The sequence below is a fragment of the Rhodococcus tibetensis genome (assembly GCF_024438035.1).
Classification (GTDB): domain Bacteria; phylum Actinomycetota; class Actinomycetes; order Mycobacteriales; family Mycobacteriaceae; genus Rhodococcus_F; species Rhodococcus_F tibetensis.
In genome coordinates this window covers 30,282-56,931 of record NZ_JANFQF010000025.1, presented here as the reverse complement: position 1 = coordinate 56,931, position 26,650 = coordinate 30,282, and the positions used below count along the sequence as shown (strand labels likewise).

Genomic DNA, 26,650 nt, shown 5'->3' with positions numbered 1-26,650 from the left:
GGAAAAACAGTGGCACCCGCCAAATCGCAGAAGACGGTCAGTTCGGGGTTGGGTAACGCGGAACCGTTCCCCTTGTCGGCAGCGCAACGGGCCACCTGGTTCGCTCAGCAGCTCGAACCCCGGGTCCCGATCTTCATCGCCCAGTACGTCGAGTTCTCCGGCGTACTCGATGTCGACCTGCTCCGGCGGGAGACGGTCGAGACGGCCTTCGAGTTCGAGTCGCCGTTGCTCAAGGTGGACGACATCGAAGGGCAGCCGCTGCAGTATGTCGACCAGGCGACCGACACGTCGATCGCCTACCTCGACTTCCGGAACGAGGTCAACCCCGAGGCGGCGGCGCACGACTGGATGGAACGTGACTACGTCACACCGATAGACCTGAGTACAGATCGCCTGGTGGAGACGTCCATCCTGCAGATCGGTGACACGCACTTCCTCTGGTACAGCCGAATTCATCACGTGGCGCTCGACGGTTACGGCGCCATGACGATGCTGCGCCGCATCGCACACCGCTACTCCGCGTCGATTGCCCCTCGTGAGCCGGATCCGAACCGTGCGGTGAACCTGCGGCAGTTGTACGACCTCGACAACCGGTACCGGACGTCGGAGCGATTCGTCACCGACCGTGAGTACTGGTCGCAGCGAGTGGCCGGGGTCGAGGGGACCACGCTGGCGCGCAGGACGGGACAGGTGTCGGCCACGAGCATGGTGGAGAGCGCCGCACTGTCCGACGCCGTTGTGGCGGTGCTCGATTCCCGCGACAGCCTGTCAGCGGCCATACTGATCGCCGCTGCCGCGTGCTATTTGTCGCGGCGTACCGGCAGGACCGATGTGCTGGTGACCATTCCGGTCTCGGCGCGGACGACGGCCGCGCTGCGGAACTCGGGCGGGATGCTCGTCAACGTGGCGCCGTTGCCGGTCAGTGTCCGCAGCGGGGACACCGTCGGAGAACTCGTCGAACAGGTGCAGCGTGAACTGGTGGGCGCCTTGCGGCATCAGCGGTGCAGTCTCGACGACATCCGCCGTGACGCCGGCGACAAGGCGGCTGAGCTGTACGGGCCCATGGTAAACGTCATGTTGTTCCGTCAGGAGGTCGCGCTGGGCCCCCTCACCGGGAACTTCCACATCGTCACGTCCGGTCCGGTCGAGGACTTGCTGATCAACGTCTACCAGAGCGGTACACCCACCAAAATCTTCGTGGACTTCCGGGCCAACCCCAGCCGGTATGAGAGCACCGAACTGAGGGATCATCATCGACAGTTCCTGGAGTTGCTCGAGGAACTCACCGTCGCAGATCCGCAGTCGCAGGTGGGCAGTGTTCACCGAACCACTGCCCGCACCGGTGAGCGTCTGCTGCGCGAGGCAGCCGAAGTGGAGTATTGGCGCCGGCAGCTGGGTGGACTGCCCGACCTGTTGCCGTTGCCGAGTGACCGGCCCCGGCCCGCGCAGCTGTCACAGGCGAGTGACCGGGTGTCCGTCATGCTGGGGGGCGCATTGCATCGACGTGTCGCTGCCCTCGCCGCAGCTGCAGGCACCACCACCCGCACGGTGTTTCTCGCGGCGCTGTCGGTTCTGCTCGGCCGGGTCACCGGCAGCGAGGACCTCGCCGTGGGAATCCCGGTGGACGTGGACGAGCGCACCGATGTCGTCGTGGTGCGTGCCCGGTACGCGGGCGAGGCGTCGTTCCGGGACTTTCTTCACCAGGTTCGGGACGTCGCTGTCGAGGCGTTGGCGCACACCGAAGTCCCGTTCCAGCGTCTGGTGCGCGAACTCGACGTCTCGGTGTCGGACGCGTACGCACCGATCTTCCAAGTGCTCCTCGACACTCGCGAGAACGGCGCCCGCGGTGCACCCGTCTCCGGTCTGGACTTGTGCGCGTCCGTCACTGAGGCGACCGACGAGTCGGGTGAACCGGCAGGCGTCACCGTCGAATTCGGTTTCGCGGCTGACCTTTTCGACACCCACACTATTCGGGTGGCGGCCGAGCGCTTCGGCCGGATACTCGACGCGGTGGCCGCGGACCCGGACGTTCCGATCGGCGACATCACGATCCTGTCCGACGAGGAATTCTCGGCGCTGACCCCGGTACGGGGTCGCCCAGGCCGATCCGAGCGGACCCTGCCCGCTCTCTTCGCGGACGCCGCGGCACTCGACCCCGCGGCGACGGCACTGTCCCGGCAAGGCGAGCAGTTGTCGTATCGAGAACTGGACCGGTGGTCGACCCAGGTTGCGCGAGTGCTGATCGATCGTGGTGTGGGCCCGGAGTCCTTCGTGGCATCGGCGTTGCCACGCTCGTTCCGATCGGTGGCCTCGGTGTGGGCGATCACGAAGGCGGGGGCGGCGTTCGTGCCGGTGGACCCGAACTATCCCGCCGACCGAATCGACTACATGCTCACCGATTCCGGTGCGGTGCTGGGTCTGACAGAGGAAGCCCTGCGTAAGCAGCTGCCCGACTCGATTCCCTGGCTGGTGCTCGACGATCCCGACTTCCGGGCCGAGCGTGCCGCGCGGTCCGACACGCCGCTGACCGATGCCGATCGCCGCCGGCCCCTGCATCTCGACAACTCGGCATACCTGATCTACACCTCGGGTTCCACGGGACGGCCCAAAGGCGTGGTCGTCACGCACCGTGGGCTGGACTCCTTCTCACTCGACCAGAAGGAGCGGTTCGGGGTGACGAGATCGTCTCGCACGCTGCACTTCTCGACACCGAGCTTCGACGCGTCCGTATTCGAGTACCTGCAGGCATTCGGGGCGGGGGCGACGATGGTGATCGTGCCGCCGACCACCTACGGTGGCACGGAGATCGCCGACGTGCTGCAGTCGGAGCGCGTCACGCACGGCTTTGTCACCACGGCGGCGCTCAGTACGATTCCGCCCGATTCGCTCGGCGACTTCCTCGACGTCGTTACGGGCGGGGAGGCCTGCCCGCCCGAGCTGGTCGCCCGGTGGGCGCCGGGCCGCCGGTTGCACAACGCCTACGGCCCCACCGAAACCACCATAATGGCGAACATCAGTGCGCCGATGACACCGGGAGGCCCGATCACCCTGGGCGGGCCGATCCGCGGTACCCAGCAGGTTGTGCTCGATGCCCGGCTGCACCCGGTACCCGTCGGCGTTCCGGGCGAGTTGTACATCGCCGGAGCCGGTGTGGCCCGGGGGTATCACGGACGGCCCGCGCTCACGGCGGTGCGGTTTGTCGCCGACCCGTACGGCCCCGGCCGGATGTACCGCACCGGTGACGTGGTGCGCTGGCGACCCGATCACACCCTGGAGTATCTGCGGCGCAGCGACTTCCAGGTGAAGGTTCGGGGATTCCGGATCGAGCTGGGCGAGATCGACGCGATACTGCAGGCGCATCAGGACGTGCGGATCGCGGTGACGGTCGGGCGGCCGGGCCCCTCCGGGGATACCGTGCTGGTGTCGTACGTCGTGCCTGCGGCCGGGCGGCCGATCCAGACCGCCGAGTTGCTGCGGCAGGTGCGGAATCGGTTGCCGGCATACATGGTGCCCGCGGTGATCATGGTGCTGGACGAGATCGCGTTGAACCCGGTCGGGAAGGTGGACCGGGCAGCGTTGCCGGAACCGAAGTTCCTCTCTGCCGCCGCGGAGTTCCGCGCGCCTGCCGATCCGGTGGAGGAAACGATCGTCGAAGTGTTCACCGAGATTCTCGGTGTCGCGAGGATCAGCGTCGACGACAGTTTCTTCGACCTCGGTGGCAACTCGCTGGTGGCGACGCGGGTGATTGCGCGGATCAACGCCGCTCTGGGATCGGACGTGGGCGTGCGTGCCCTGTTCGATGCACCGACCACTGAACTCCTCGCGGCACACGTCCGGCGCGCGGGTACGGCACTCGCGGATCGGCGGCCTCTCGTCCGGGGTGAGCGGCCCGAGCGGATTCCGCTGTCACTGGCGCAGCAGCGGATGTGGTTCCTCAATCAGTTCGACACGGGGTCGGTGGCCTATAACATTCCGATGGCTGTACGGCTCCTCGGCCCTCTCGACGCGGACACGTTGCGGGCCGCGGTCGGCGACGTAATCGAGCGGCACGAATCGCTCCGCACCAGGTACCCCGCATCGGTAGACGGCCCGTACCAGGAGATCGTCGACGCGGCACAGGTCATTCCCGACCTCACCCCGCGTGTCGACGGCGACGAGTCGCTGAACGAGCGGATCGAGACGCTCCTCGCCGTCGGGTTCGACGTCAGTCGCACTGTGCCGTTGCGCGCCGCACTCCTGTGGATCGGCCCGGACGAACACGTGCTCGTGATCGTGGTGCACCACATCTCGGCCGACGGGGCGTCGCTCGCGCCGCTGGCCCGCGATCTCATGGTGGCCTATTCCGCACGGCGGGCGGGCGCCCGGCCCTCCTGGGAACCGTTGCCGGTGCAGTACGCCGACTACAGCGTGTGGCAGCGCGGGCTCCTCGGCAGTCCCGCAGATTCGGGCAGTCTCTTGTCCCGGCAGCTCGGGTACTGGCGAGAGGCGTTGTCTGAACTGCCCGAGGTCGCCGACCTGCCACTCGACCGCAACCGGCCTGTCGCACGGTCACTTCAGGGCCGGTGCGCGTCGTTCCCGATCGACGCCGGTCTGCACCGGCAACTGCTCCTGCTCGCGCGCGAGCACAACGCGACTCTGTTCATGGTGATGCATGCGGCCTTCGCCGTGTTGCTGTCGCGGATGTCGGGATCGGGCGATGTGGCCGTGGGCACACCGATCGCGGGGCGTGGCGAGGCGGCGCTGGACGACCTCGTGGGGATGTTCGTCAACACGCTGGTGCTGCGGACCCGGGTACGGCCGGACGCCGCCTTCACCGACGTGCTGGCCGAGGCCCGTGACACGGATCTCGGTGCGTTCGGGCACACCGATGTGCCGTTCGAGAGCGTCGTCGACGAGCTCGCCCCCGTGCGTTCGACGTCGTATTCGCCGCTGTTCCAAGTGCTCTTGGAATTCCAGAACACGGTGCGAGCGCACCTCGAATTGCCGGGCCTCACTGTCGAAGCGGTCGACGTCGACCCGGGTGTTTCCAAATTCGATCTACAGCTGTCACTTGCGGAGCGTTACGACGACAAGGGCGCTGCCGCAGGCATGTCGGCGGGGTTCTTGTACGCCACCGACGTCTTCGACCACACGTCAGTGGCGAGATTCGGGGAACGATTCGTCCGCGTTCTGCGGGCGGTGGTGACGGATCCGGCGGTGACCGTGGGGGACATCGACGTCATGGGCGCGGTCGAGCGCGGCCTCGTGCTGGACCAGTGGAACAACGAGGGCGTCCGGGCCGGGTCGCACACCCTCGTCGAGTTGTTCGCACGCGCGGTGGCGAAGACACCGGACGCCGTCGCCGTGGTGTGCGGTGACGACAGGATCACCTACGCCGAGCTCGAGGAACGGGCGAACCGGTTGGCGCGGCTGCTGATCGCACGCGGAGTCGGAACCGAAACGCTGGTCGCGGTGATGGTGGAGAGAACCCCGAGCCTCGTGGTCGCGTTGCTGGCGGTGCTCGCCGCCGGCGGCGGCTACGTTCCGGTCGACACCAGTTATCCGGCCGAGCGCGTTGCCGCGATCTTCGAAGACGCGCACCCCGTGTGTGCTGTGGTGAGCGCGGAGTTCGGGGCGCTGGCACCGAACGGGACTGCACTGGTGATGATCGACGATCCGGCGACCGACCGCGCTGTGGAAAGCTTCTCGGGGCTTCCCGTCACCGACTCGGACCGGTTGCGGCCACTGCGGGCGGACGCCGTCGCCTACGTGATCTTCACGTCGGGATCCACCGGGCGCCCGAAAGGTGTTCAGGTGCCGCACCGCTGTGTGGTCGCGTTGCTCGCCAATACCCGGAACCTGTTCGGGTTCGACTCATCCGACGTGTGGACCCTCTTCCACTCCTACGCCTTCGACTTCTCCGTGTGGGAATTGTGGGGAGCGCTGGCTCACGGTGGCCGGCTGGTTCTGGTCGACTACTTCACGGCGCGGTCTCCCGATACCTTCCTCGAACTGCTCCGTCGGGAAAGGGTGACGGTGCTGAACCAGACGCCGACCGCCTTCTACCAGCTGACGGAGGCCGACCGGGCGGCGAGCGTGATCGAAAACGCCGACGAGACGGCGTTGTCGTTGCGGTACGTGATCTTCGGTGGTGAAGCGCTCGACATCGGTCAGCTCGACCGGTGGTACACCCGACATGACGACCGTGCCCCCGTACTGGTGAACATGTACGGCATCACCGAGACCACGGTGCACGTCAGCTTCCTCGCACTCGATCGCGCGCTGGCGTCGTCCGTGTCCGGGTCGGTGATCGGTGGGGGGCTTCCGGGGCTGCGGGTGTACGTCCTGGACAGCCGCCTCCATCCGGTGCCGCCCGGCGTGGTCGGCGAGTTGTACGTGTCCGGCGAACAGGTGTCCCGCGGGTACGTGGGCCGATCTGCTTTGACGGCAACTCGTTTCATTGCCGACCCCTTCACCCGCGGCAGGGTGGGGGCGCGCATGTACCGTTCCGGCGACATCGTGCGATGGGGTCCACACGGCCGGCTCGAGTACGTGGGCCGCAGTGATTTTCAGGTACAGCTACGCGGATTCAGGGTGGAACTCGGCGAGGTGGAGGCGGCGCTCGCCGCGTGCGGCGGAGTGGCGCAGTCGGTGGTCGTGGTCCGCGCCGACGACCGCGACGGGGATCGGTTGGTGGGGTATGTCGTTCCCGAGGCGGGTGCGGCCGTCGATCCGTCGGCAGTACTCGACTCGGTCGGCACGTCGGTACCCTCATACATGGTGCCGTCCGCAGTGGTGGTACTCGACTCGTTGCCTCTCACCGTGAACGGCAAGCTGGACCGCGCAGCGTTGCCCGAACCCGAATTCGGCACGTCGACGGTCAGTTTCGTTGCTCCCCGCAACCCGGTGGAGGAGATTGTCGCTGCCGTGTTCGCCGACCTGCTCGGCATCGCCCGGGTGGGTGCCAACGACGACTTCTTCGACCTGGGCGGGAATTCGCTGACCGCCACCCGGCTGGTGGCACGCGTCAATGCCGCAGTCGGTGACCGTCTCGGTGTGCGCGACGTGTTCGACGCGCCCACCGTCGCCGGCCTCGCCGCCCGCGCCGAGGCCGGGACTACGGTGGAGTGGGCGCGGCCGGCTCTCGCCCCGAGGGATCCTGCGCGCGAGGTACCGATTTCGCTGGCACAGCAGCGGATGTGGTTCATCAACCAGTTCGACACCGGTTCTGCGGCCTACAACGTGGCCATCGCCCTGCGTCTCAGCGGTACTCTCGATGTGTCTGCGCTGCAGGCGGCGATCGCCGACGTCGTCGAGCGGCACGAGTCCCTTCGCACCGTCTTCCCACTGACCGATCGTGGGCCGCGGCAGGTGATCCTGTCTGCACTCGAGGCAATGCCGAGCATTCAACCGGAGACCACCAGCGGTCTGGAGAACCTCCGCGAGCAGGTCGACCGGTTGCTGTCGACGGGATTCGACGTAACCGTGGAAACTCCGCTCCGCGCCCGGCTGTTCGAGCGAGGCGTGGCCGAGCACGTGCTGGCCGTGGTGGTGCACCACATCGCCGCCGATGGCTTCTCGATGGTGCCGCTGGCCCGTGACGTTCTGGCCGCGTACACCGCCAGGCACCACGACGCTGCACCCGACTGGGCGCCGTTGCCGGTCCAGTATGCCGATTACACTCTGTGGCAGCGAGATTGGCTCGGATCCGAACAAGAGCCGTCGTCGCCGCTCGCTCGCCAACTGGGCTACTGGACGGCGACGCTGGCCGAACTACCCGACGTGCTGGAACTTCCGACGGACCGGCCCCGTCCGGCGGCCCGGACACTGAAGGGTAGCCGGATCGAGTTCGCGATCGGTCGCGAGCTACACCAGGGCATTGTGCAGGTGGCTCGCACACACGGCTCTACCGTGTTCATGGCCCTGCACGCGGCCTTGGCGGTATTGCTGTCGCGACTGAGCGCGTCGGACGACATCGCCGTCGGCACACCGATCGCGGGACGAGGCGAGGCCGCACTCGACGAAGTGGTGGGAATGTTCGTGAACACCCTGGTGCTCCGCACCCGCGTCGACGGTGCCGGCACGTTCGCCGAACTCCTCACGGGGGTGCGCGAGAGCGACCTCGGCGCGTTCACTCACGCGGACGTCCCCTTCGAGCGGGTGGTCGAAAGCCTGCGACCGTCGCGGTCGACTGCATATTCGCCGCTGTTCCAGGTGATGCTCGAATTCCAGAACACCGAACGCCCCGAACTGGAACTGCCGGGTCTGCACGTCGAAGCGCTGGACCTTCCCTTCGAGACGATCAACTTCGATCTGCAGGTGAGTCTGCGCGAGAACACCGACGGCGACGGCGCTCCCGGAGGTATCACCGCGGCGCTAGGGTATGCCGCAGACATCTTCGACGAAGGCACGGTGGCCGGCTTCGCGGAGCGCCTGGTCCGGATCCTGGCCGCAGTGGCGGTCGATCCCGATGTCCGGGTGGGCGACATCGACGTGCTCGGCCCGCAGGAACGGGCCGCCCTGACCTCGGTGCATGGCGGCCGTGGCGTGCCGGCACGCACACTGCCCGAGCTGTTGACGGACGCCGCCGCCGTCGACCCGGCTGCCGAGGCGCTGTCCTTCGAGGGGCGGCGCGTGACCTACCGTGACCTCGACAACCAGTCGAACCGGCTCGCGCGACTGTTGATCGCACGTGGGGTGGGTCCGGAACGGGTTGTGGCGCTCGCACTGTCGCGGTCGATCGAATCGGTGGTGGCCGTGTGGGCGGTGGCAAAGTCCGGTGCGGCCTTCGTGCCGGTCGATCCGAACCATCCCGCCGAGCGCATCGAGTACATGCTCGGGGACTCCGACGCCGTGGCCGGCCTCACGACGGCCGAGCTTCGCCCGTCGCTTCCGGGTGCGCTCCCGTGGCTGCCACTCGACGATCCCGGGATCGAAGCGGAGCTGGCGATGTTCCCGGCGACACCGGCGACGGATGCCGAGAGGACGTCGGCCCTGCACATCGATCACCCCGCGTACCTGATCTACACGTCGGGATCGACCGGCAGGCCGAAAGGCGTGGTGACCACTCACCGCGGGCTCGCGAATTTTGCGGCACAGCAACAGTATACGTTCTCCACGACCCCGGTGGCACGAACCCTGCACCTTGCGTCCCCGAGCTTCGACGCCTCGATCCTGGAACTGATGCTCGCGGTCGGACCGGGCGCCACGATGGTAATCGCGGCACCTTCCGTGTACGGCGGAGAAGAGTTGTCGGATCTGCTGCGTCGTGAGCGGGTCACCCATTGTTTCGTGACACCTGCGGCGCTGGCCTCGGTCGATCCCGCCGGACTTGATGATCTGATATGTGTGGTGACGGGCGGCGAGGCCTGCCCGCCCGAGTTGGTTGCACGTTGGGCGCCGGGGCGGAACCTGTTCGACGCGTACGGGCCGACCGAGTCGACGGTGGTGTCGAGTATCAGTTCCCCGATGGTGCCGGGCCAACCGGTGACCATCGGTGCGCCCACTCTCGGCTTCGGCGAGGCGGTCCTCGACGCGCGATTACAGCCCGTGCCGGTGGGAATTGCGGGCGAGTTGTATCTCGCAGGCCCGGCGCTCGCACGCGGTTATCATCGCCGCTACGCCCTCACCGCCGAACGCTTCGTGGCCAACCCGTTCGGGCCCGCCGGCAGCCGCATCTACCGGACCGGCGACCTCGTTCGGTGGATGAAGGACGGGCAACTGGAGTACCTGGGCCGCACCGATTTCCAGGTGAAGATCCGCGGCTTCCGGATCGAACTCGGTGAGGTGGCGTCGGCACTGCTCGCACACGACGATGTGGCGGCCGCCGTCGCGGACGTGCGGCGCAGCGGCGGGTCAGCTGATCGGCTCGTCGGGTACGTGGTTCCCAGACCCGGGGCCGACCTCGACATCGGGGCACTTCTCGCATTCGCCGGTACTCGCTTGGCGTCGTACATGGTTCCTGCTGCAATTGTGGTGATCGAGGCGCTTCCGCTGACCGTACACGGAAAGCTCGACCGGAAAGCGCTGCCGGACGCGGACTTCGGTGCCGTCTTCACCGGCGGCCGCGCCCCCGGGACGGAGACGGAGGAACTGCTCGCCGCGTTGTTCCGGGACGTGCTCGCACTGGACTCGGTGGGGGTGGAGGATTCGTTCTTCGCGCTGGGCGGCGACAGCATCATGTCGATCCAGCTGGTGGCGCGGGCGAAGGCAGCAGGTCTGATCCTGTCGCCGCGCGATGTGTTCGAGCGCCGAACGGTCGCCGGTCTCGCCGAGGCGGCGCATCGAGAACGCCCGGATTCCGTGGTGCTCGAGGAGCTTCCCGGAGGGGGTATCGGTCCGGTACCGCCGACACCCGTCGTCGCATGGATGCTCGACCGCAGCGGGGGCAGGTTGAAGCGCTTCTCCCAGGCGGTGCTGGTGACGGCGCCCCCCGGGCTCACACACGAGACTCTCGCCGGCGCAGTCGGCGCGGTGCTGGATCGTCACGACATGCTCCGCGCACGTCTCGCCGGCGACGACGGGGCGTGGGGGCTGACGGTGCTGCCGCCCGGGTCCGTGTCGCCGGAGGCGGTGATCCGGCGCGTGCCCGTCGACTCGTTCGACGGCGAGTTCTCCGCGATTGCGGCCGCGGAACTGGACGCGGCGGCGGACCGCCTGGATCCGGCGACCGCGAGCATGGTGCAGGTGCTCTGGTTCGACGGCCCTGACGGTCGCGGACGTCTGCTGCTGATCGCGCATCACCTCGTAGTCGACGGCGTGTCGTGGCGCATCCTGATCACCGATCTGGCTGCGGCGCAGGCCCGCATCGCCGAAGGCTTCACCGCGGCGTTGCCGGGCATCGGCACGTCGATGCGGAGATGGGCGCACGGACTGATGGACGCCGCGGTGAATCGCCGCGCCGAAGTCGAGCTGTGGAGGTCCATGCTCGACGGCGCCGACCCACTGCTCGGCTCCCGATCGCTGGATCCGGCCGTCGATATCGATGCCGCACAAGCCCGTATCGCCATTGAGGTGCCGTCGAACGTGACGGGCGCACTCCTCACCACACTCCCGGCGGCGTTCCACGGCACCGTCGGCGACGGCCTGCTCACGGCGCTGGCGCTGGCGATGATCCGCTGGCGTCGGCAGCGCGGTGTCGAAACCGCCGATGCGCTGATCAATCTCGAAGGCCACGGTCGCGAGGACCACGTCGTCCCCGGTGCAGACCTGTCCCGGACCGTCGGCTGGTTCACGAGCCTGTTTCCCGCGCGGCTCGACCTCACGGGCGTCGACGTCGATGCCGTCCTCGCCGGCGGATCCGCTGCCGGGACTGCGATCAAGGCCGTCAAGGAACAACTCCTCACGGTCCCCGACCACGGAATCGGGTTCGGGTTGCTTCGGTACCTGCACCCGGAGACAGCGTCAGTGCTCCGCCGATTCCCGCCGCCGCAGGTGAGTTTCAACTACCTGGGCCGCGTGGCGACCAGCATGGGTGACGTGCCATGGCTGCCCGTCGAGGGCAGCTCCGACCTCGGCGGAACCCAAAACCGCGACATGCCGGTCGCGTGGGTCGTGGATGTCAACGCCGCCACCACGATGCGGGACGGCGAACCCGTCCTGACGGCGACGTGGGCCTTCCCGACCGGTGTCCTGCGCAGTGCGGACGTGGAAGAACTCGCCGACCTCTGGGTTCGCGCACTCACCCTGCTGGCCGAGCACGCGAGTCGGCCCGACGCCGGTGGCCTGACACCGTCCGATCTGGATCTGGTGTCCCTCGGGCAGGCGGACATCGACCGGCTGGAGAACACGTATCCCACCCTCGCGGACATCTGGCCGCTGTCGCCGTTGCAGGCCGGCCTGCTCTTCCACGCCCAGTTGTCCGAAGAGCACGTGGACGCCTACATGGTCCAGTTGGTGCTCGACCTCCACGGCGCCGTCGACGCCGCCCGCCTGCGCCGCGCCGCGCAGGGCCTGCTCGACCGGCACCACAACCTGCGAGTTGCATTCGCCGACACCGGCAGCGGGCCAGTGCAGGTGGTCCTCGACTCCGTGACGGCGCCGTGGTCGAACATCGACCTGTCCGACCAGACCGGCACCCGGATTACCGCGGAAGTGACCGCGGCGATGGCCGTGGACCGCGCTCTCCCGTTCGACATGTCCAGGGCTCCGCTGCTCCGGTTCACGCTGCTGCGTACCGCACCCAGCCGCTACCGACTGGTGCTCACGCACCACCACATCCTTCTCGACGGATGGTCGACGCCTTTGGTGATCAAGGATCTGCTCGTCCTGTACGCCACGGCGGGCGACACCGCCGCCCTACCGGGGGGCACGTCCTACCGCGACTATCTGCAGTGGATCGCGGAACAAGATCACGAACGGTCCACCGCCGCCTGGGTGTCCGCACTCGCCGGCGCGGACGAGCCGACCATCGTGGCACCCGCTGCGCGGGGTGAACCGAGCTTCGCCGACCCCGAGGACGTGCGCCTGGACGTGGGCGACGAGAAGACCCGGGTGCTCGAGGCGCTCGCCCGAGCGCGGGGTCTCACGACCAACACCCTCGTGCAGGTCGCCTGGGGGCTGGTGCTTGCGACACTGGGCACCCGCGAGGACGTCACGTTCGGAGCCACGGTGTCCGGTCGCCCGCCCGCGATCGCCGGCATCGAGTCGATGGTCGGCCTGTTCATCAACACGGTGCCCGTCCGGCTGCGCCTGCGCCGCGAGGAGACGCTCGCCGAACTCCTCGAACGGTTTCAGGCCGAACAGTCTGCCCTCCTCGACCACCACTACGTGGGCCTCACAGAAATCCAGCGTGCCGCAGGAGACGGTGCCGTCTTCGACACCTTGACCGTCTTCGAGTCGTATCCGGTGGACCGGATGGGATTGTCGGAGGACACGGACATCGACGGTATGCGGCTCGCGGGAGTCGAGGGGATCGACGCCACCCACTATCCGCTCACCTTGATCGCGCACGTGGACACGGCACTCCATTTGCGACTGCGGTACCAACCGGCCGTGATCGACAGCGAGTTCGCCGAGTCGGTAGCGGCTCGGGTCGCCCGCGTCCTGCAGGTCATGCTGTCGGACATCGACATTCCGCTCGCTCGGCTCACCCTGCTGTCGGAGGCGGAACTGCAGGAATACACCGCAGTGTCCGGCGCGCCTTCCGGCCCACCGCGCACGCTGCCCGAACTGCTCACCGACGGGTTCGGACCTCGTCCCGAGGCTCCAGCTCTCCTCTTCGAGGGACGGCAGACGAGCTACCGCGAACTGGACGAGCGGTCGAGCGCCCTCGCCCGCGTGCTGATCGCGCGGGGCGCAGGACCGGAAACGTTCGTGGCACTCGGCCTGCCTCGCTCACCGGAGTCGGTGCTGTCGGTGTGGTCGGTTGCCAAGGCAGGTGCGGCGTTCGTGCCCGTGGACCCGAACTATCCCGCCGACCGCATCGAGCACATGCTCGCAGACTCCGGTGCGGCGCTCGGCGTGACCACCTCGGCGTATCGGCACCGCCTGCCCGAATCGGTGCCGTGGCTGGTGCTCGACGATCCGGGCGTCGACGAGGCCCTCTCTGCCGCGTCCCGCGCCCGCGTCACCGACGTCGATCGACGCTCACTGCTCGTCGTCGATCACGCCGCGTACGCGATCTACACTTCCGGCTCGACCGGCCGGCCGAAAGGTGTCGTCGTCACCCACCGCGGGCTGGCGAATCTTCTCACCGAGCAGAGCGAGCACTACGCCATCTCCCATGAGGCGCGGTGCCTCCACATCTGTTCCCCGAGTTTCGACGTGGCAATCCTCGAGGTCATCCAGTCGTGCGCCGCCGGTGCGACGCTGGTGATCGCGCCACCCGGCATCTACGGTGGTGCGGAACTTGCGGCGCTGCTGCGGCGGGAACGCGTCACGCACGCCTGCATTACTCCGGCGGTTCTCGCCACGGTGGACCGCGACGGCATCGAACACCTCGAGGCGCTCGTGGTCGCCGGCGATGCGGTCGGTGACGAACTGGTGGCCCATTGGGGTGTGGGCCGGGCGATGTTCAACGGGTACGGGCCCACCGAGGCCACCGTTCTCACCACCTTGAGCCGGCCGATGATTCCGGGTGAGCCGGTCACGATCGGCAGTCCGGTCCGCGGCATCACCCTGTCCGTCCTGGACCCACGACTGCAGCCGGTGCCGGCCGGGGTTCCGGGCGAGCTGTACATTGCGGGACCGGCCCTGGCCCGCGGGTACCACCGCCGTCCGGCACTCACCGCCGAACGGTTCGTCGCCAACCCGCACGGCGCCGGCCGGATGTACCGGACCGGTGACGTCGTGCGGTGGCGCCGGGACCACACCCTGGAGTACCTCGGGCGTAGTGACTTCCAGGTCAAGATCCGCGGGCAGCGCGTCGAGCTCGGGGAAATCGACTCCGTCCTCACCACCCACCCGAACCTCGACTTCGCCGCCACCCTCGGCAGGCCCGGCCCACTCGGGGACACGGCGTTGGTGTCGTACGTCCTGCCGCACAACGGCGCGGAGGTGGTGGCACCGGAGGTGCTCGCGTTTGCGGGACGAATCCTGCCGAAGTACATGGTTCCCGCCGCCGTCGTCGTACTCGACGAGATCCCGCTGACACCCGTCGGCAAACTCGACCGGAAAGCACTGCCGGCACCGGACTTCGCGTCGACGGCCACGGGTTTCCGGGCGCCGACCACGCCGGTGGAAGAAGCTGTCGCGCGGGTTTTCTCCGAGGTCCTCGGGATTGCGCGAGTCGGCGCGGACGACAGCTTCTTCGAATTGGGCGGTGATTCACTCAGCGCCACCCGCGCGGTCGCACGCATCAACTCGGCACTCGACGTCGCGCTCGGAGTGGCCGCCCTGTTCGACGCACCGGTGGTGGGAGACCTGGCCGTGCGGATCGAGTCGGCGGCGACCGCGAACATTCCCTCGCCGGCCCTCGCCGCCCGGCCGCGTCCCGAGCGGATACCGTTGTCGCTGGCGCAGCAGCGTATGTGGTTCGTCAACCAGTTCGACACGTCGTCGCCCGCCTACAACATTCCGATCGCACTGCGGCTGGCCGGTGCGCTCGACCGGGCCGCCCTGCTCGCGTCAGTGGGCGACGTGGTGGAGCGGCACGAATCCCTGCGCACCGTGTTTCCCGGTTCGGTCGACGGACCACACCAGGTGATCGTCGATCCCGGACGGGCCACCCCAGCCCTGCATCCGGTCACCGTATCCGGTGACCGGGAGCTGCGCGAGGCGCTCGCCGCCCTGGTCGCCACCGGATTCGATGTGAGTATCGACATACCGTTCCGGGCAAGCCTATTCGAGGTGAGAGCCGAGTCGCACGTCCTGGCAATCGTCGTCCACCACATCGCGGCCGACGGGTTCTCGATGATGCCGCTGGCCCGCGACATCATGCTCGCGTACACCGCCAGAACCATGGGGGAAACACCCGCGTGGACACCGCTGCCGGTGCAGTACGCCGACTTCAGCGTGTGGCAACGGACCGTTCTCGGCGCCGAGGACGACCCCGACTCCGTCATGTCGAGGCAACTCGGGTACTGGACGCGCACCCTATCCGGGATACCGGAGGTGCTGCAGATTCCGCTGGACCGGCCCCGCCCTGCCCAGCGGTCGTACCGCGGCGACGTCGTGGAGTTCGCCGTGCCTGCGCGATTGCATCGCGCGTTGAATGCAATAGCCGCCGAAAATAATTCGACACTCTTCATGGCGGTTCATGCCGCGTTTGCCGTGCTGTTGTCGAGGCTGTCCGGAACGGACGACGTCCCGATCGGAACACCGGTCGCCGGACGTGGGCAGGCGGTGCTCGACGACGTGGTGGGCATGTTCGTCAACACGCTGGTACTCCGGGCCCCGGTGGACGGGCGGGCGTCGTTCTCGGAGGTGCTGACCGCCGTGCGGTCGGTGGATCTGGGTGCATTCGAGCACGCCGACATTCCGTTCGAGCGTCTGGTCGATCATCTCACCCCGGAGCGGTCGACCGCGCACGCCCCGTTGTTCCAGGTACTCATCGAGTTTCGGAACGCGGTGGGTACCCACCTCGAGCTGCCCGGCCTGGTCGTCGAATCGCTCGAGGTGGATCTCGACGTCGCGAAGTTCGATCTGGAACTGAGCCTCGCCGAACACGTCGACGAGGACGGCGCCCCTGCCGGGATCGGCGCCGGCCTCCGATACGCGACCGATGTTCTCGACCGCGAGTCCGTGCTCCGTCTCGGGGAGCGGTTCGTGCGCCTGCTCGAGTCGGTGACCTCCGCCGCGGACACGCCCGTCGGGGACATCGACATTCTGGACCCCGGCGAACGGGACCGTTTCCTACCGGCCACTGCCGAGCCGGCCGAGCCGAACGAACCGGCGGCGACGCTGCCGGAGCTCTTCGCCCAGGCCCTGGAACGGAACCGCGGGGCGACGGCCGTCGTGTACGAGGGTGCCTCGCTCACGTACGAAGAACTCGACGCGAGATCGAACCGCCTCGCACGGAACCTGATCGCCCGAGGCGCGGGCCCCGAATCGCTGGTGGCAGTCGCGACAGCCCGATCCGTGGATCTTGTGGTGGCGTTGCTCGCGGTGGTGAAGTCGGGCGCGGGTTACGTTCCGATCGATGTCACGTATCCGGCCGAGCGGTTGGCGTTTCTGTTCGACGATGCACGGCCGGTGTGCGTGCTGACCACCGAGAGCGAGGCGGAATCCGTTCGAGGCCAGAACGTCCCGATTCTCGCCGTGGACAGCGCCGGTACAGGTGCCGAATTCGACGGTGTGTCGCCGTTGCCGGTGTCCGATGCAGAGCGAACCAGACCCCTGCATCCGGACGCGGTGGCGTACGTCATCTACACCTCCGGATCGACGGGGCAGCCGAAAGGCGTTCAGGTGTCGCACCGCAACGTCGGCACCCTGTTCGCGCGCACCCGGCCCCTGTTCGGGTTCGACTCCGCGGACGTATGGACCATGTTCCACTCTGCCGCTTTCGATTTCTCCGTCTGGGAGTTGTGGGGCGCCCTTCTCCACGGCGGCCGCCTTGTGGTGGTCGACTACTTCACCACGAGAACACCCGACACGTTCCTGCGGCTTCTCCGCGACGAGCGGGTGACCGTGCTGAACCAGACGCCTACCGCGTTCTACCAGCTGGCGGAGGAGGACCGGGTGGCCTGCGGCACGGATCTGGCGCTGCGCTACGTAATCTTCGGCGGTGAAGCCCTCGACCTGGGACAGCTCACCCGCTGGTACAGCCGGCACGGCGACTCGGCACCGACCTTGGTCAACATGTACGGCATCACGGAGACGACGGTGCATGTCAGCCACCTGCCGATGAACGAGGCGCTCGCCCACGATGCCTCGGCCTCCGTCATCGGCCGGGCGCTGCCCGGACTGCGCGTGTACGTGCTCGACGGACGATTCCACCCGGTGCCGCCGGGAGTGGTGGGCGAGCTCTATGTGTCGGGCGCCCAGGTCTCGCGTGGATACCTCGGCCGGTTCGCTCTCACCTCGACCCGGTTCGTCGCTGATCCGTACGTGCCGGGTTCCCGGATGTACCGGTCGGGCGACTTGGGCCGGTGGAATAGGAGCGGGGAGCTGGAGTACCTCGGTCGCAACGACTTCCAGGTCCAGGTGAAGGGCTTCCGGATCGAGCTCGGTGAGGTGGAATCCGCGCTCCTCGCCTGCGAGGGGGTAGCGCAGTCGGTGGTGTTGTCGCGCAGTGAACGCCTGGTGGGATACGTCGTACCCGAGTCAGGCCGGACGCTCGACCCGTCGTGGATCATCGAGACGCTGGGCCGCAGGCTGGCCGCGCACATGGTTCCGGCCGCCATAGTGGTGCTCGACAGTATGCCGCTCACGGTGAACGGAAAACTCGACCGGCGCGCGCTGCCCGATCCGGACTTCGGACAACAGGTGTCGGTCGGGCGCGCCCCGGCAACCGACACGGAACGCATACTCGCAGATCTGTTCGCCGAGGTGCTGGGTCTGGAGTCGGTCGGCGTCGACGACTCGTTCTTCACCGTCGGCGGCGACTCCATCATGTCGATCCAACTCGTCACCCGGGCGAAGGCATCCGGAGTGAGCATCACCCCGCGGGACGTGTTCGAACGCAAAACCGTGGCCGCTCTCGCCGAGATCGCGACTGCCGGAGACGAGGCGGTCACTCTCGAGGAGTTGCCCGGCGGCGGCGTCGGCGAGGTCCCCCTCACGCCGATCGTGCAGTGGATGCTGGGTAGGGGAGGAGACTTCCGCCGGTACTCGCAGGCCGCACTGTTCACCACCCCCGCCGATCTCGACGAAACCACGCTGACGGCCGCCGTGCAGGCCGTCCTGGACCGCCACGACGTACTGCGCGCGCGGCTGTCGCGAAGCGAACGGGCCGAGCACGGTTGGTCGATGGCGGTGCAACCGATCGGCTGGGTGCGGGCCACCGCGGTCGTGCGCACGGTGCCGCTCGAGTCGACGTTCGGTGACGTCGCTGCGCGTGAACTCGACGCGGCCACCGACCGGCTCGATCCGGAGTCGGGCGTGATGATTCAGGTGGTGTGGTTCGAGAGCGCTGCGACCCCCCGGACCACCGGACGCCTGCTGATCGTCGCCCATCACGTAGTGGTCGACGGGGTCTCGTGGCGAATCCTGATCCCCGACCTGGCTTCGGCGTGTGCCCAGGTGCGCACGGATGCGCCGCCGGCTCTGCCCGCCGTCGGGACGTCGATACGCCGGTGGGCGCATGGGCTTGCCGACGCCGCGCAGGAGCCGCGCCGGGCCGCCGAACTCGCCCTGTGGCGAGGGATGCTCGCCGCCCCCGACCCGCTGCTCGGGTCCCGGATCCTCACCGCATCGGACATCCGGACCGCCGAGGTCGAGGTCCGGGTGCCGGTGGACGTGACCGAGGCGCTGCTGACCACCGTCCCGCAAGCGTTCCACGGCAGCGTGGGGGACGGATTGCTCGCCGCATTGACCCTGGCTCTCGTGCGATGGCGGCGGGCACGCGGGATCGAATCCGGGGGCGCCCTCGTCACGCTCGAGGGACACGGGCGTGAAGAACAGGTGGTGCCGGGGGCGGATCTCGCCCGGACGGTGGGCTGGTTCACCAGCATCTTCCCCGTGCGTCTCGACCTCACCGGGGTGGACGTCGACGACGCGTTCGCTGCGGGCCCGGCGGCGGCCGTTGCGCTCAAACTCGTGAAGGAGCAGTTGCACGCGATCCCCGACCACGGTATCGGTTTCGGTCTGCTCCGCTACCTGAATCCGGAGACGGCGCCGCATCTTTCGGCTCTGCCTTCGCCGCAGCTGAGTTTCAACTACCTCGGCAGGCTCGGTGCCGGCACCACAGGGGACGGTGACTGGATGCCGATCTCCGACGCCGGATTGGCCGAGGCCGCGCACACCGGTCTGCCCGTGCCCGCGGCCGTCGACGTGAACGCAATGACCACCGACTCCGGCGCCGGCCCCGAACTGACGGCCACGTGGAGGTTCCCCCTCGGGGTGCTCACCACCGCGGATGTCGGCGAACTCGCGCACCTGTGGGTGTCGGCGCTCGCAGCCCTTACCCTGCAGGTGCAGTCGGGTGGTGGCGGTTTCACCCCGTCCGATCTGAATCTCGTCCGTCTCGACCAGCGCGCGATCGGCGACCTCGAACGGCGCTACCCGTCGATGGTCGACGTGTGGCCGCTGTCGCCGTTGCAGGCGGGCATGCTGTTCCACGCCGAGCTGGCCGACGAGTCCGTGGATGCCTACCTCGTCCAGCTGAGCCTCGAACTCGGCGGCAGCGTGGACGCGTCGCGTCTGCATCGGGCGGCCGGGGCACTCCTCGAACGGCACCCCAACCTGCGCACCGCGTTCCTCCACGACGCCGAAGGGCGGGCCGTCCAGGTGGTGGAACGCGCAATCATGGTGCCCTGGCGGGAGATCGATCTGAGCACGTTCGGTGACGAGGCGGCCACCGTCGAACTCGGGCGGTTGCTCGCGGACGACCGGACCACCCCGTTCGACATGGCGACCGCTCCGCTGATCCGGTTCCTCCTCGTCGCGATGCCGGGCGGTCGGTACCGCCTGGTGTCGACGAACCATCACATCCTCCTCGACGGTTGGTCGATGCCGTTACTGATCCGGGAACTGCTCACGCTGTATGCCACGGACGCAGACCTGTCACCGTTGCCGCGGGTGCGCGATTACCGCGACTACCTCGCGTGGATGACCGGACGTGACACCGGTGCGTCGGCGCGGGCGTGGGCGAACGCTCTTGCCGGTGTCGAGGAACCGACGCTGCTCGTCCCCGGGGACCGGGCCCGACGCCTGTCCACCGTGTCGCGGGAATGGGCGTTCGACCTCGACGAGAACCGGACGAACCAGCTGCGCGATTTCGCACGTTCCCGGGGGTTGACCCTCAACAGCATCCTTCAGACGGCGTGGGGAATCGTGCTGGGGATGCTCACCGGACGGGACGACGTCGTGTTCGGTGCGACCGTGTCCGGGCGGCCGCCGGAGCTGTCGGGCATCGAGACGATGATCGGCCTGTTCATCAACACGGTGCCCGTGCGGGTGACGCTGCGCCCGGGCGAAACTTTGTGGGCCTTGCTCGAACGGGTACAGGGCGAACAGGCGGCGATGCTCGATCACCACTACACGGGTCTCGCGCAGATTCAAGACGCCGCCGGGCCGGGCGTGGGGTTCGACACGCTGACGGTGTTCGAGTCGTATCCGGTGGACCGTGCGGGGTTGTCGGAAGAGACCGATATCGCCGGCCTACGGGTGCTCGGCGTCGACGCGGCCGACGCCGCCCACTACCCGCTGAGCCTCGTCGCCTCGGCCGAGAAGAGGCTGCACCTGAAGTTCGAGTACGTTCCCGACCTCTTCGATGCGGGCGCTGTCGAGAGCATCGCGGGGCGGGTGGTGCGGGTGCTCGATGCCTGCGGCGGTCCCGACGTACCGCTCGCGGGACTGTCGCTGCTCACCGATCGTGAGCGCAACGAGTTGGTGCCTGTGCGCGGCGCGCCGGGCGGTTCCACCCGGACGCTCCCCCAGATCTTCGCGGATGCCGCGGGGCGGGACCCGGATGCGGTGGCACTGTCGTCGGGCGAGCGCGAGCTGACCTACCGCGAGCTGGACGAGCGATCGAACCGGCTGGCGCGCGTCCTCCTCGCCCGCGCCGGTCCCGAAGTTGCGGTGGCCGTGGGTATTCCCCGCTCCCTCGACTCGATGCTGTGCCTGTGGGCGGTGGCCAAGGCCGGGGCCGTCTTCGTTCCCGTCGACCCGAACTATCCCGACGAGCGCATCGCGCACATGCTCACCGATTCCGGATGCGCCGTCGGCCTCACGACAGCTGAACACCGACCCAGGCTGCCCGGCGACACCACCTGGCTCGTTCTCGACGACCCGCCGTTCGCCGACGAGTGCGCTGGCGCGTCCGCGGCGGCGGTGACCGACGCCGAACGCGCGGCTCCCGTCACTCTCGACACCGCCGCCTATCTTGTCTACACGTCGGGCTCCACCGGCCGGCCCAAGGGTGTGGTGGTGTCGCACCGCGGCCTCGACAACTTTGCGCGCGAACAACTCGCCCGGTTCGCCGCCGGCCCGGGGTCCCGGACGCTGCACTTCTCGACGCCGAGTTTCGACGGAGCCGCATTCGAATACCTGCTGACCTTCGGCGCGGGAGCGACAATGGTGATCGCACCGCCCACCGTGTTCGGCGGGGACGAACTCGCCGACCTCGTCGCGAGCCGCCGTGTCACCCACGCGTTCGTCACCACGTCGGCACTCGCGTCCCTCGACCCGGCCGGACTGGGGCACTTCACCGACGTCACCGTCGGTGGGGAGGCGTGCCCACCCGATCTCGTGTCCCGGTGGGCGCCGGGGCGCCGGCTGTACAACGGCTACGGGCCGACCGAGACCACCATCATGTCGAACATCAGCGAGCCCCTGCAGGCAGGCGAGCCCATCACGATCGGTGGACCGATCCGTGGGGTCACCGAACTGGTGCTGGACGCCCGCTTGCAGCCGGTGCCCGTCGGCGTTCCGGGGGAGCTGTATGTGGCCGGGGCTGGTCTGGCGCGCGGCTACCACCGCCGCCCCGGGCTCACCGCGGAACGGTTCGTGGCCAACCCCGCGGGGTCCGGAGAACGTATGTACCGCACCGGCGACATCGTGCGCTGGACTGCCGACCGGACCATCGAATATGTGGGCCGCAGCGACTTCCAGGTAAAGGTTCGTGGATTCCGCATCGAACTCGGTGAGATCGACGCCACTCTCGCGGACGAGCCGGGCGTCCGGTTCGCGGTCACCCTCGCTCACCGTGGCCCCGCCGGCGACACCTTCCTGGCGTCGTATCTCGTGCCGATACCCGGGCGCGAACTCGACACCGCCGAGATCGGCCGGCACCTCGGCGAACGCATGCCCGCCCACATGGTGCCGTCGTCGATCACCGTGCTGGAGAAGATTCCGCTGACCGCGGTCGGCAAGCTCGACCGCAAGGCCCTGCCGGTACCCGACTTCGGCCTTGCTGCGGGCGAATACCGCGCTCCTGCGAATCCGGTCGAGGAGACGGTGGCCGACACGTTCGCCGAGATTCTCGGCATCGACCGCATAGGTGCGGACGACAACTTCTTCGACCTCGGCGGAAACTCCCTGAGTGCGACCCGCGCGGTGGCCCGGCTCCGTGCGGCCCTCGGCGCCGATGTCGGCGTCCGGGTGCTGTTCGAGGCGCCGACGGTCGCCGCGTTCGCCGCGCGCATCGAACATGCGGGCGCCGGTCCGTCGGGTCGCCCCGCCCTCACAACCGGGCAGCGCCCCGAACGCATCCCGTTGTCCTATGCCCAGCAACGCATGTGGTTTATCAACCAGTTCGACACGTCGTCGCCGGCCTACAACATTCCGATGCTCGTGCGGCTCACCGGCGAACTCGACGTCGACGCCCTGACTTCCGCGCTTGTCGATGTCGTGACGAGGCACGAATCGCTGCGTACCCGCTTCCCGCTCAGGGACGGTGAGCTCGTGCAGGAAGTACTCGAACCCGAGGTTCCCGATCTCGCGCCGATTGCGCTTGCGGACGAGTCCGTGCTCGAGCAGGAACTGGCGCGCCTCGTGTCGACCGGCTTCGATGTCACCGCTGCCGCGCCGCTGCGCATCGCACTGTTCTCACTCGGCGGCGCCGTCTCCGTGCTCGCCGTGGTGGTGCATCACATTTCGGCTGACGGATTCTCGATGGCGCCGCTGGTGCGCGACGTGATGGTCGCGTACGAATCCCGCATGCGGGGTCTGCCACCGGCCTGGACGCCGCTGCCCGTGCAGTACGCCGATTACACGCTGTGGCAGCGACGGTTGCTGGGCTCCGAGGACGATCCCGAATCCTTGCTGTCGCGGCAACTTGCGTTCTGGGGGTCGGCGTTGTCCGGGCTTCCCGAACTACTCGAACTCCCCACCGACCACCACCGGCCCGCTCAGCAGTCGTTCATCGGTGACCGAGTGCGTTTTGTGGTGGACGCGGAACTGCACCAGCGGATCCGTGCGACGGCCCGCCTGCATCATTCGACGGAGTTCATGATCGTGCACGCCGCGCTGGCCGTGCTGCTCGGTCGCCTCGGCGGTACCGGGGACATCGTGATCGGCACCCCCATCGCCGGACGTGGGGAAGCGGCACTCGACGATCTCGTGGGGATGTTCGTCGGCACGCTCGCCCTGCGCAGCACAGTCGAACCGGGACAGCCGTTCTCGGGCCTCCTCGCGCAGGTGCGGGACGCGGACCTCGCTGCATTTGCGCACGCCGACGTCCCCTTCGAGCGCGTGGTGGACGCGGTGGGGCCGGTGCGGTCCACCGCTCATTCACCGGTATTCCAGGTCTCCCTGGAGTTCCAGAACAACGAGCGTCCCGTGCTGGCGTTGCCGGGACTGCGGGTAGAGGGGCTGGACCCGGCCCTCGACGTCGTGAAGGTCGACCTGGAGGTAATCCTCGCCGAGAAGTTCGAAGCGAACGGTGTGGCGGACGGGATGGACGGTGCCATCGACTTCGCCATCGACCTGTTCGACGCCCGCACGGTAGAGGGTTTCGCGGAGCGGTTCGTGCGCGTCCTCGACGCCGTCACGGTGGACTCCGGCATTCCGGTCGGCGACATCGAGATACTTCGCGCAGACGAGGTCGCGGAACTGACGCCGGCCCGCGGAGCGCTCGATGCGCCCGTTCTGTTGTTGCCGGATCTGCTGTCCGCGGCAGCCGAACAGAACCCGGATGCGGAGGCGATCCGCTACCAGGGCCGGTCGATGTCGTACCGCGAACTCGACCAGGCGTCGAATCGGCTGGCCCGCAGACTGATCGAACTCGGTGTCGGCCCGGGAACTTCGGTGGCGCTGAGCCTGTCGCGGTCGGTCGAATCGGTGCTGTCGGTCTGGTCCGTCGCCCGCGCGGGCGCGGCATTCCTGCCCATCGATCCCGGGTATCCGCTCGAACGAATAGAGCACATGCTCACCGACTCCGCTGCGGCGTACGGAATCTCGGTCCGGGCGCACCGAGATCGGCTGCCCGATCTCGTGAACTGGCTCGTGCTCGATGATCCGGGCGAGGAGAAGCGCACCGGTGTGCAGTCGCCTGCCCGGGTCTCGGATGCGGATCGCACTGCACCCCTGCACGAGTGGCATCCCGCGTACCTGATCTACACATCGGGCTCCACCGGAACTCCGAAGGGTGTGACCGTCACCCACCGCGGCCTGGCGAATCTGGCGGCCGAGGAACGCGACGTGCTCGTCGTCAGCGCGCACTCCCGGGTGCTGCACTTCGCGTCGCCGAGCTTCGATGCGTCGGTCTTCGAACTCGTGATGGCATTCTGCGCAGGTGCGACCCTGGTGATCGCGCCCCCCACGATCTTCGGCGGCGCGGAACTGGCCGAGCTTCTCGGCAACGAACGGGTGTCCCATGGTTTCGTCACTCCCACAGCGCTGGCGTCGATGGACCCCGTCGGCTTCGAGTCCCTGCGCACGCTGGTCGTGGCCGGCGAAGCGTGTCCACCGGAACTCGTCGCCCGATGGGCGCCGGGCCGCCGGATGTTCAACGCCTACGGGCCAACCGAGACCACGATCATGTCCAACATCAGTCCCGTACTGGCGCCCGGTGAACCGATCACTCTCGGAGCACCCACGCGAGGTGTCTCGGAGGTGGTGCTCGATTCCCGGTTGCGTCCGGTTCCGGTGGGGGTGGTGGGCGAGCTGTACGTGTCGGGGCGTGCCCTGGCTGCGGGTTACCACCGTCGGCCTGCGTCGACGGCGTCGCGTTTCGTGGCCGCCCCCTGGGGTGCCCCGGGAGAGCGGATGTACCGCACCGGCGACGTGGTGCGGTGGCGGCCCGAAGGAACTCTGGAGTATGTGAGTCGCAGTGACTTCCAGGTCAAGATACGTGGCTTCCGCATCGAGCCCGGGGAGATCGACGCGGCCCTCACCGATCACCCTGCCGTCGGGTTCGCCGTGACGATCGGCCGGTCCGGGCCGAGTGGCGAGTCGCTGCTCGTGTCCTATGTGCGCCCGGCCGGAGGCGGGAATGTCGACACCGCAGAATTGAGCCGGTTCGTCGGTGAGCGGCTACCCGCGCACATGGTGCCTGCCGCGATCGTCGCGCTCGATCAGATCCCGCTGACTCCGGTCGGAAAGCTCGACCGCGCCGCCCTGCCGGCGCCGGAGTTCCTCTCCGGGTATCGGTTCCGGCTGCCCGCAAACGATCTCGAGGCAACCGTTGTCGACGTCTTCACCGAGGTTCTGGGCGTCGACCGGGTAGGTGCCGACGACAACTTCTTCGACAGGAGCGGTAACTCACTGCTCGCAACCAAAGTGGTCGGCGCCCTCCAACAGAGACTGGACCGGAAGATTCCGCTGCAGTGGATGTTCCTCGACCCGACACCGTCCGGGATCGCCCGCCGACTCGCCCTCCCGACTACTGCCGGAGGAGTGGAGGATGTGCTGGCGGTGCTGATTCCGCTGCGCAGCGAGGGCCATGGGCGGCCGCTGTTCTGCGTGCACCCCGGCATCGGACTCTCCTGGGGTTACGCGGGTCTCGTGCGCTACCTGCCCGACGACCACCCCGCATACGGACTGCAACTGCCCATGATCAGTGGTGACGGTGAATACTCGTCCCTCGAGCAGCTCGCGCACCGCTACGTCGAGGAGATGAAGGCCGTCCAGCCCGGAGGCCCGTACGACCTGCTCGGCTGGTCGCTCGGCGGTGTCATCGCCCACGCCATGGCCGTCGAACTTCAGCACACCGGTGACGAGGTCGGGTTGTTGGCCGTCATGGACAGCTACCCCGACAACGGTGAGGATGCCCTGTTCGGGAAGCTCGACATGCTCGAGCTCCTCCGTGGACTCGGCCTCGTGATCGACACTGACGGCGACCTCACCTACGAGGAGGCGGCCCGGCTGCTCAACGAGTCCTGGGGAAGTGACTCCGGGGTGCGGGCGGAGCACCTCGAGCGGATCAACGCCGGCTACGAGAACTCGCGAAATCTAATGCACCGCTTCGTTCCCCAGGTTTACGAAGGCAACTTGCTCATTTTTCCGGCTGTCGGTGACGACGACACCACCACCCGGCCGCGGTCGGCGCAGGAGTGGCAACCGCTCGTCACCGGGCGCATCGACGAGCACCCGGTGGACTGTGGCCACAACGACATGATCGAGCCACAGTCCCTCGCCGTCATCGGGCCTGTGCTGGCGGCGTACCTCGAAGGTCGAGGGGGAGGGTGAA

General features: G+C 68.1%; 1 protein-coding gene. It reads left to right on the top strand.

Annotation, left to right across the window (positions count from 1 at the left end; translation table 11 throughout):
* Positions 1–9: 9 nt before the first annotated feature.
* A complete protein-coding gene (locus NOF53_RS23645; RefSeq protein WP_255973365.1) occupies positions 10–26,649 on the top strand; it encodes a non-ribosomal peptide synthase/polyketide synthase in 26,640 nt (8,879 codons plus the stop codon).
* The last annotated feature ends 1 nt before the right edge of the window (position 26,650 follow it).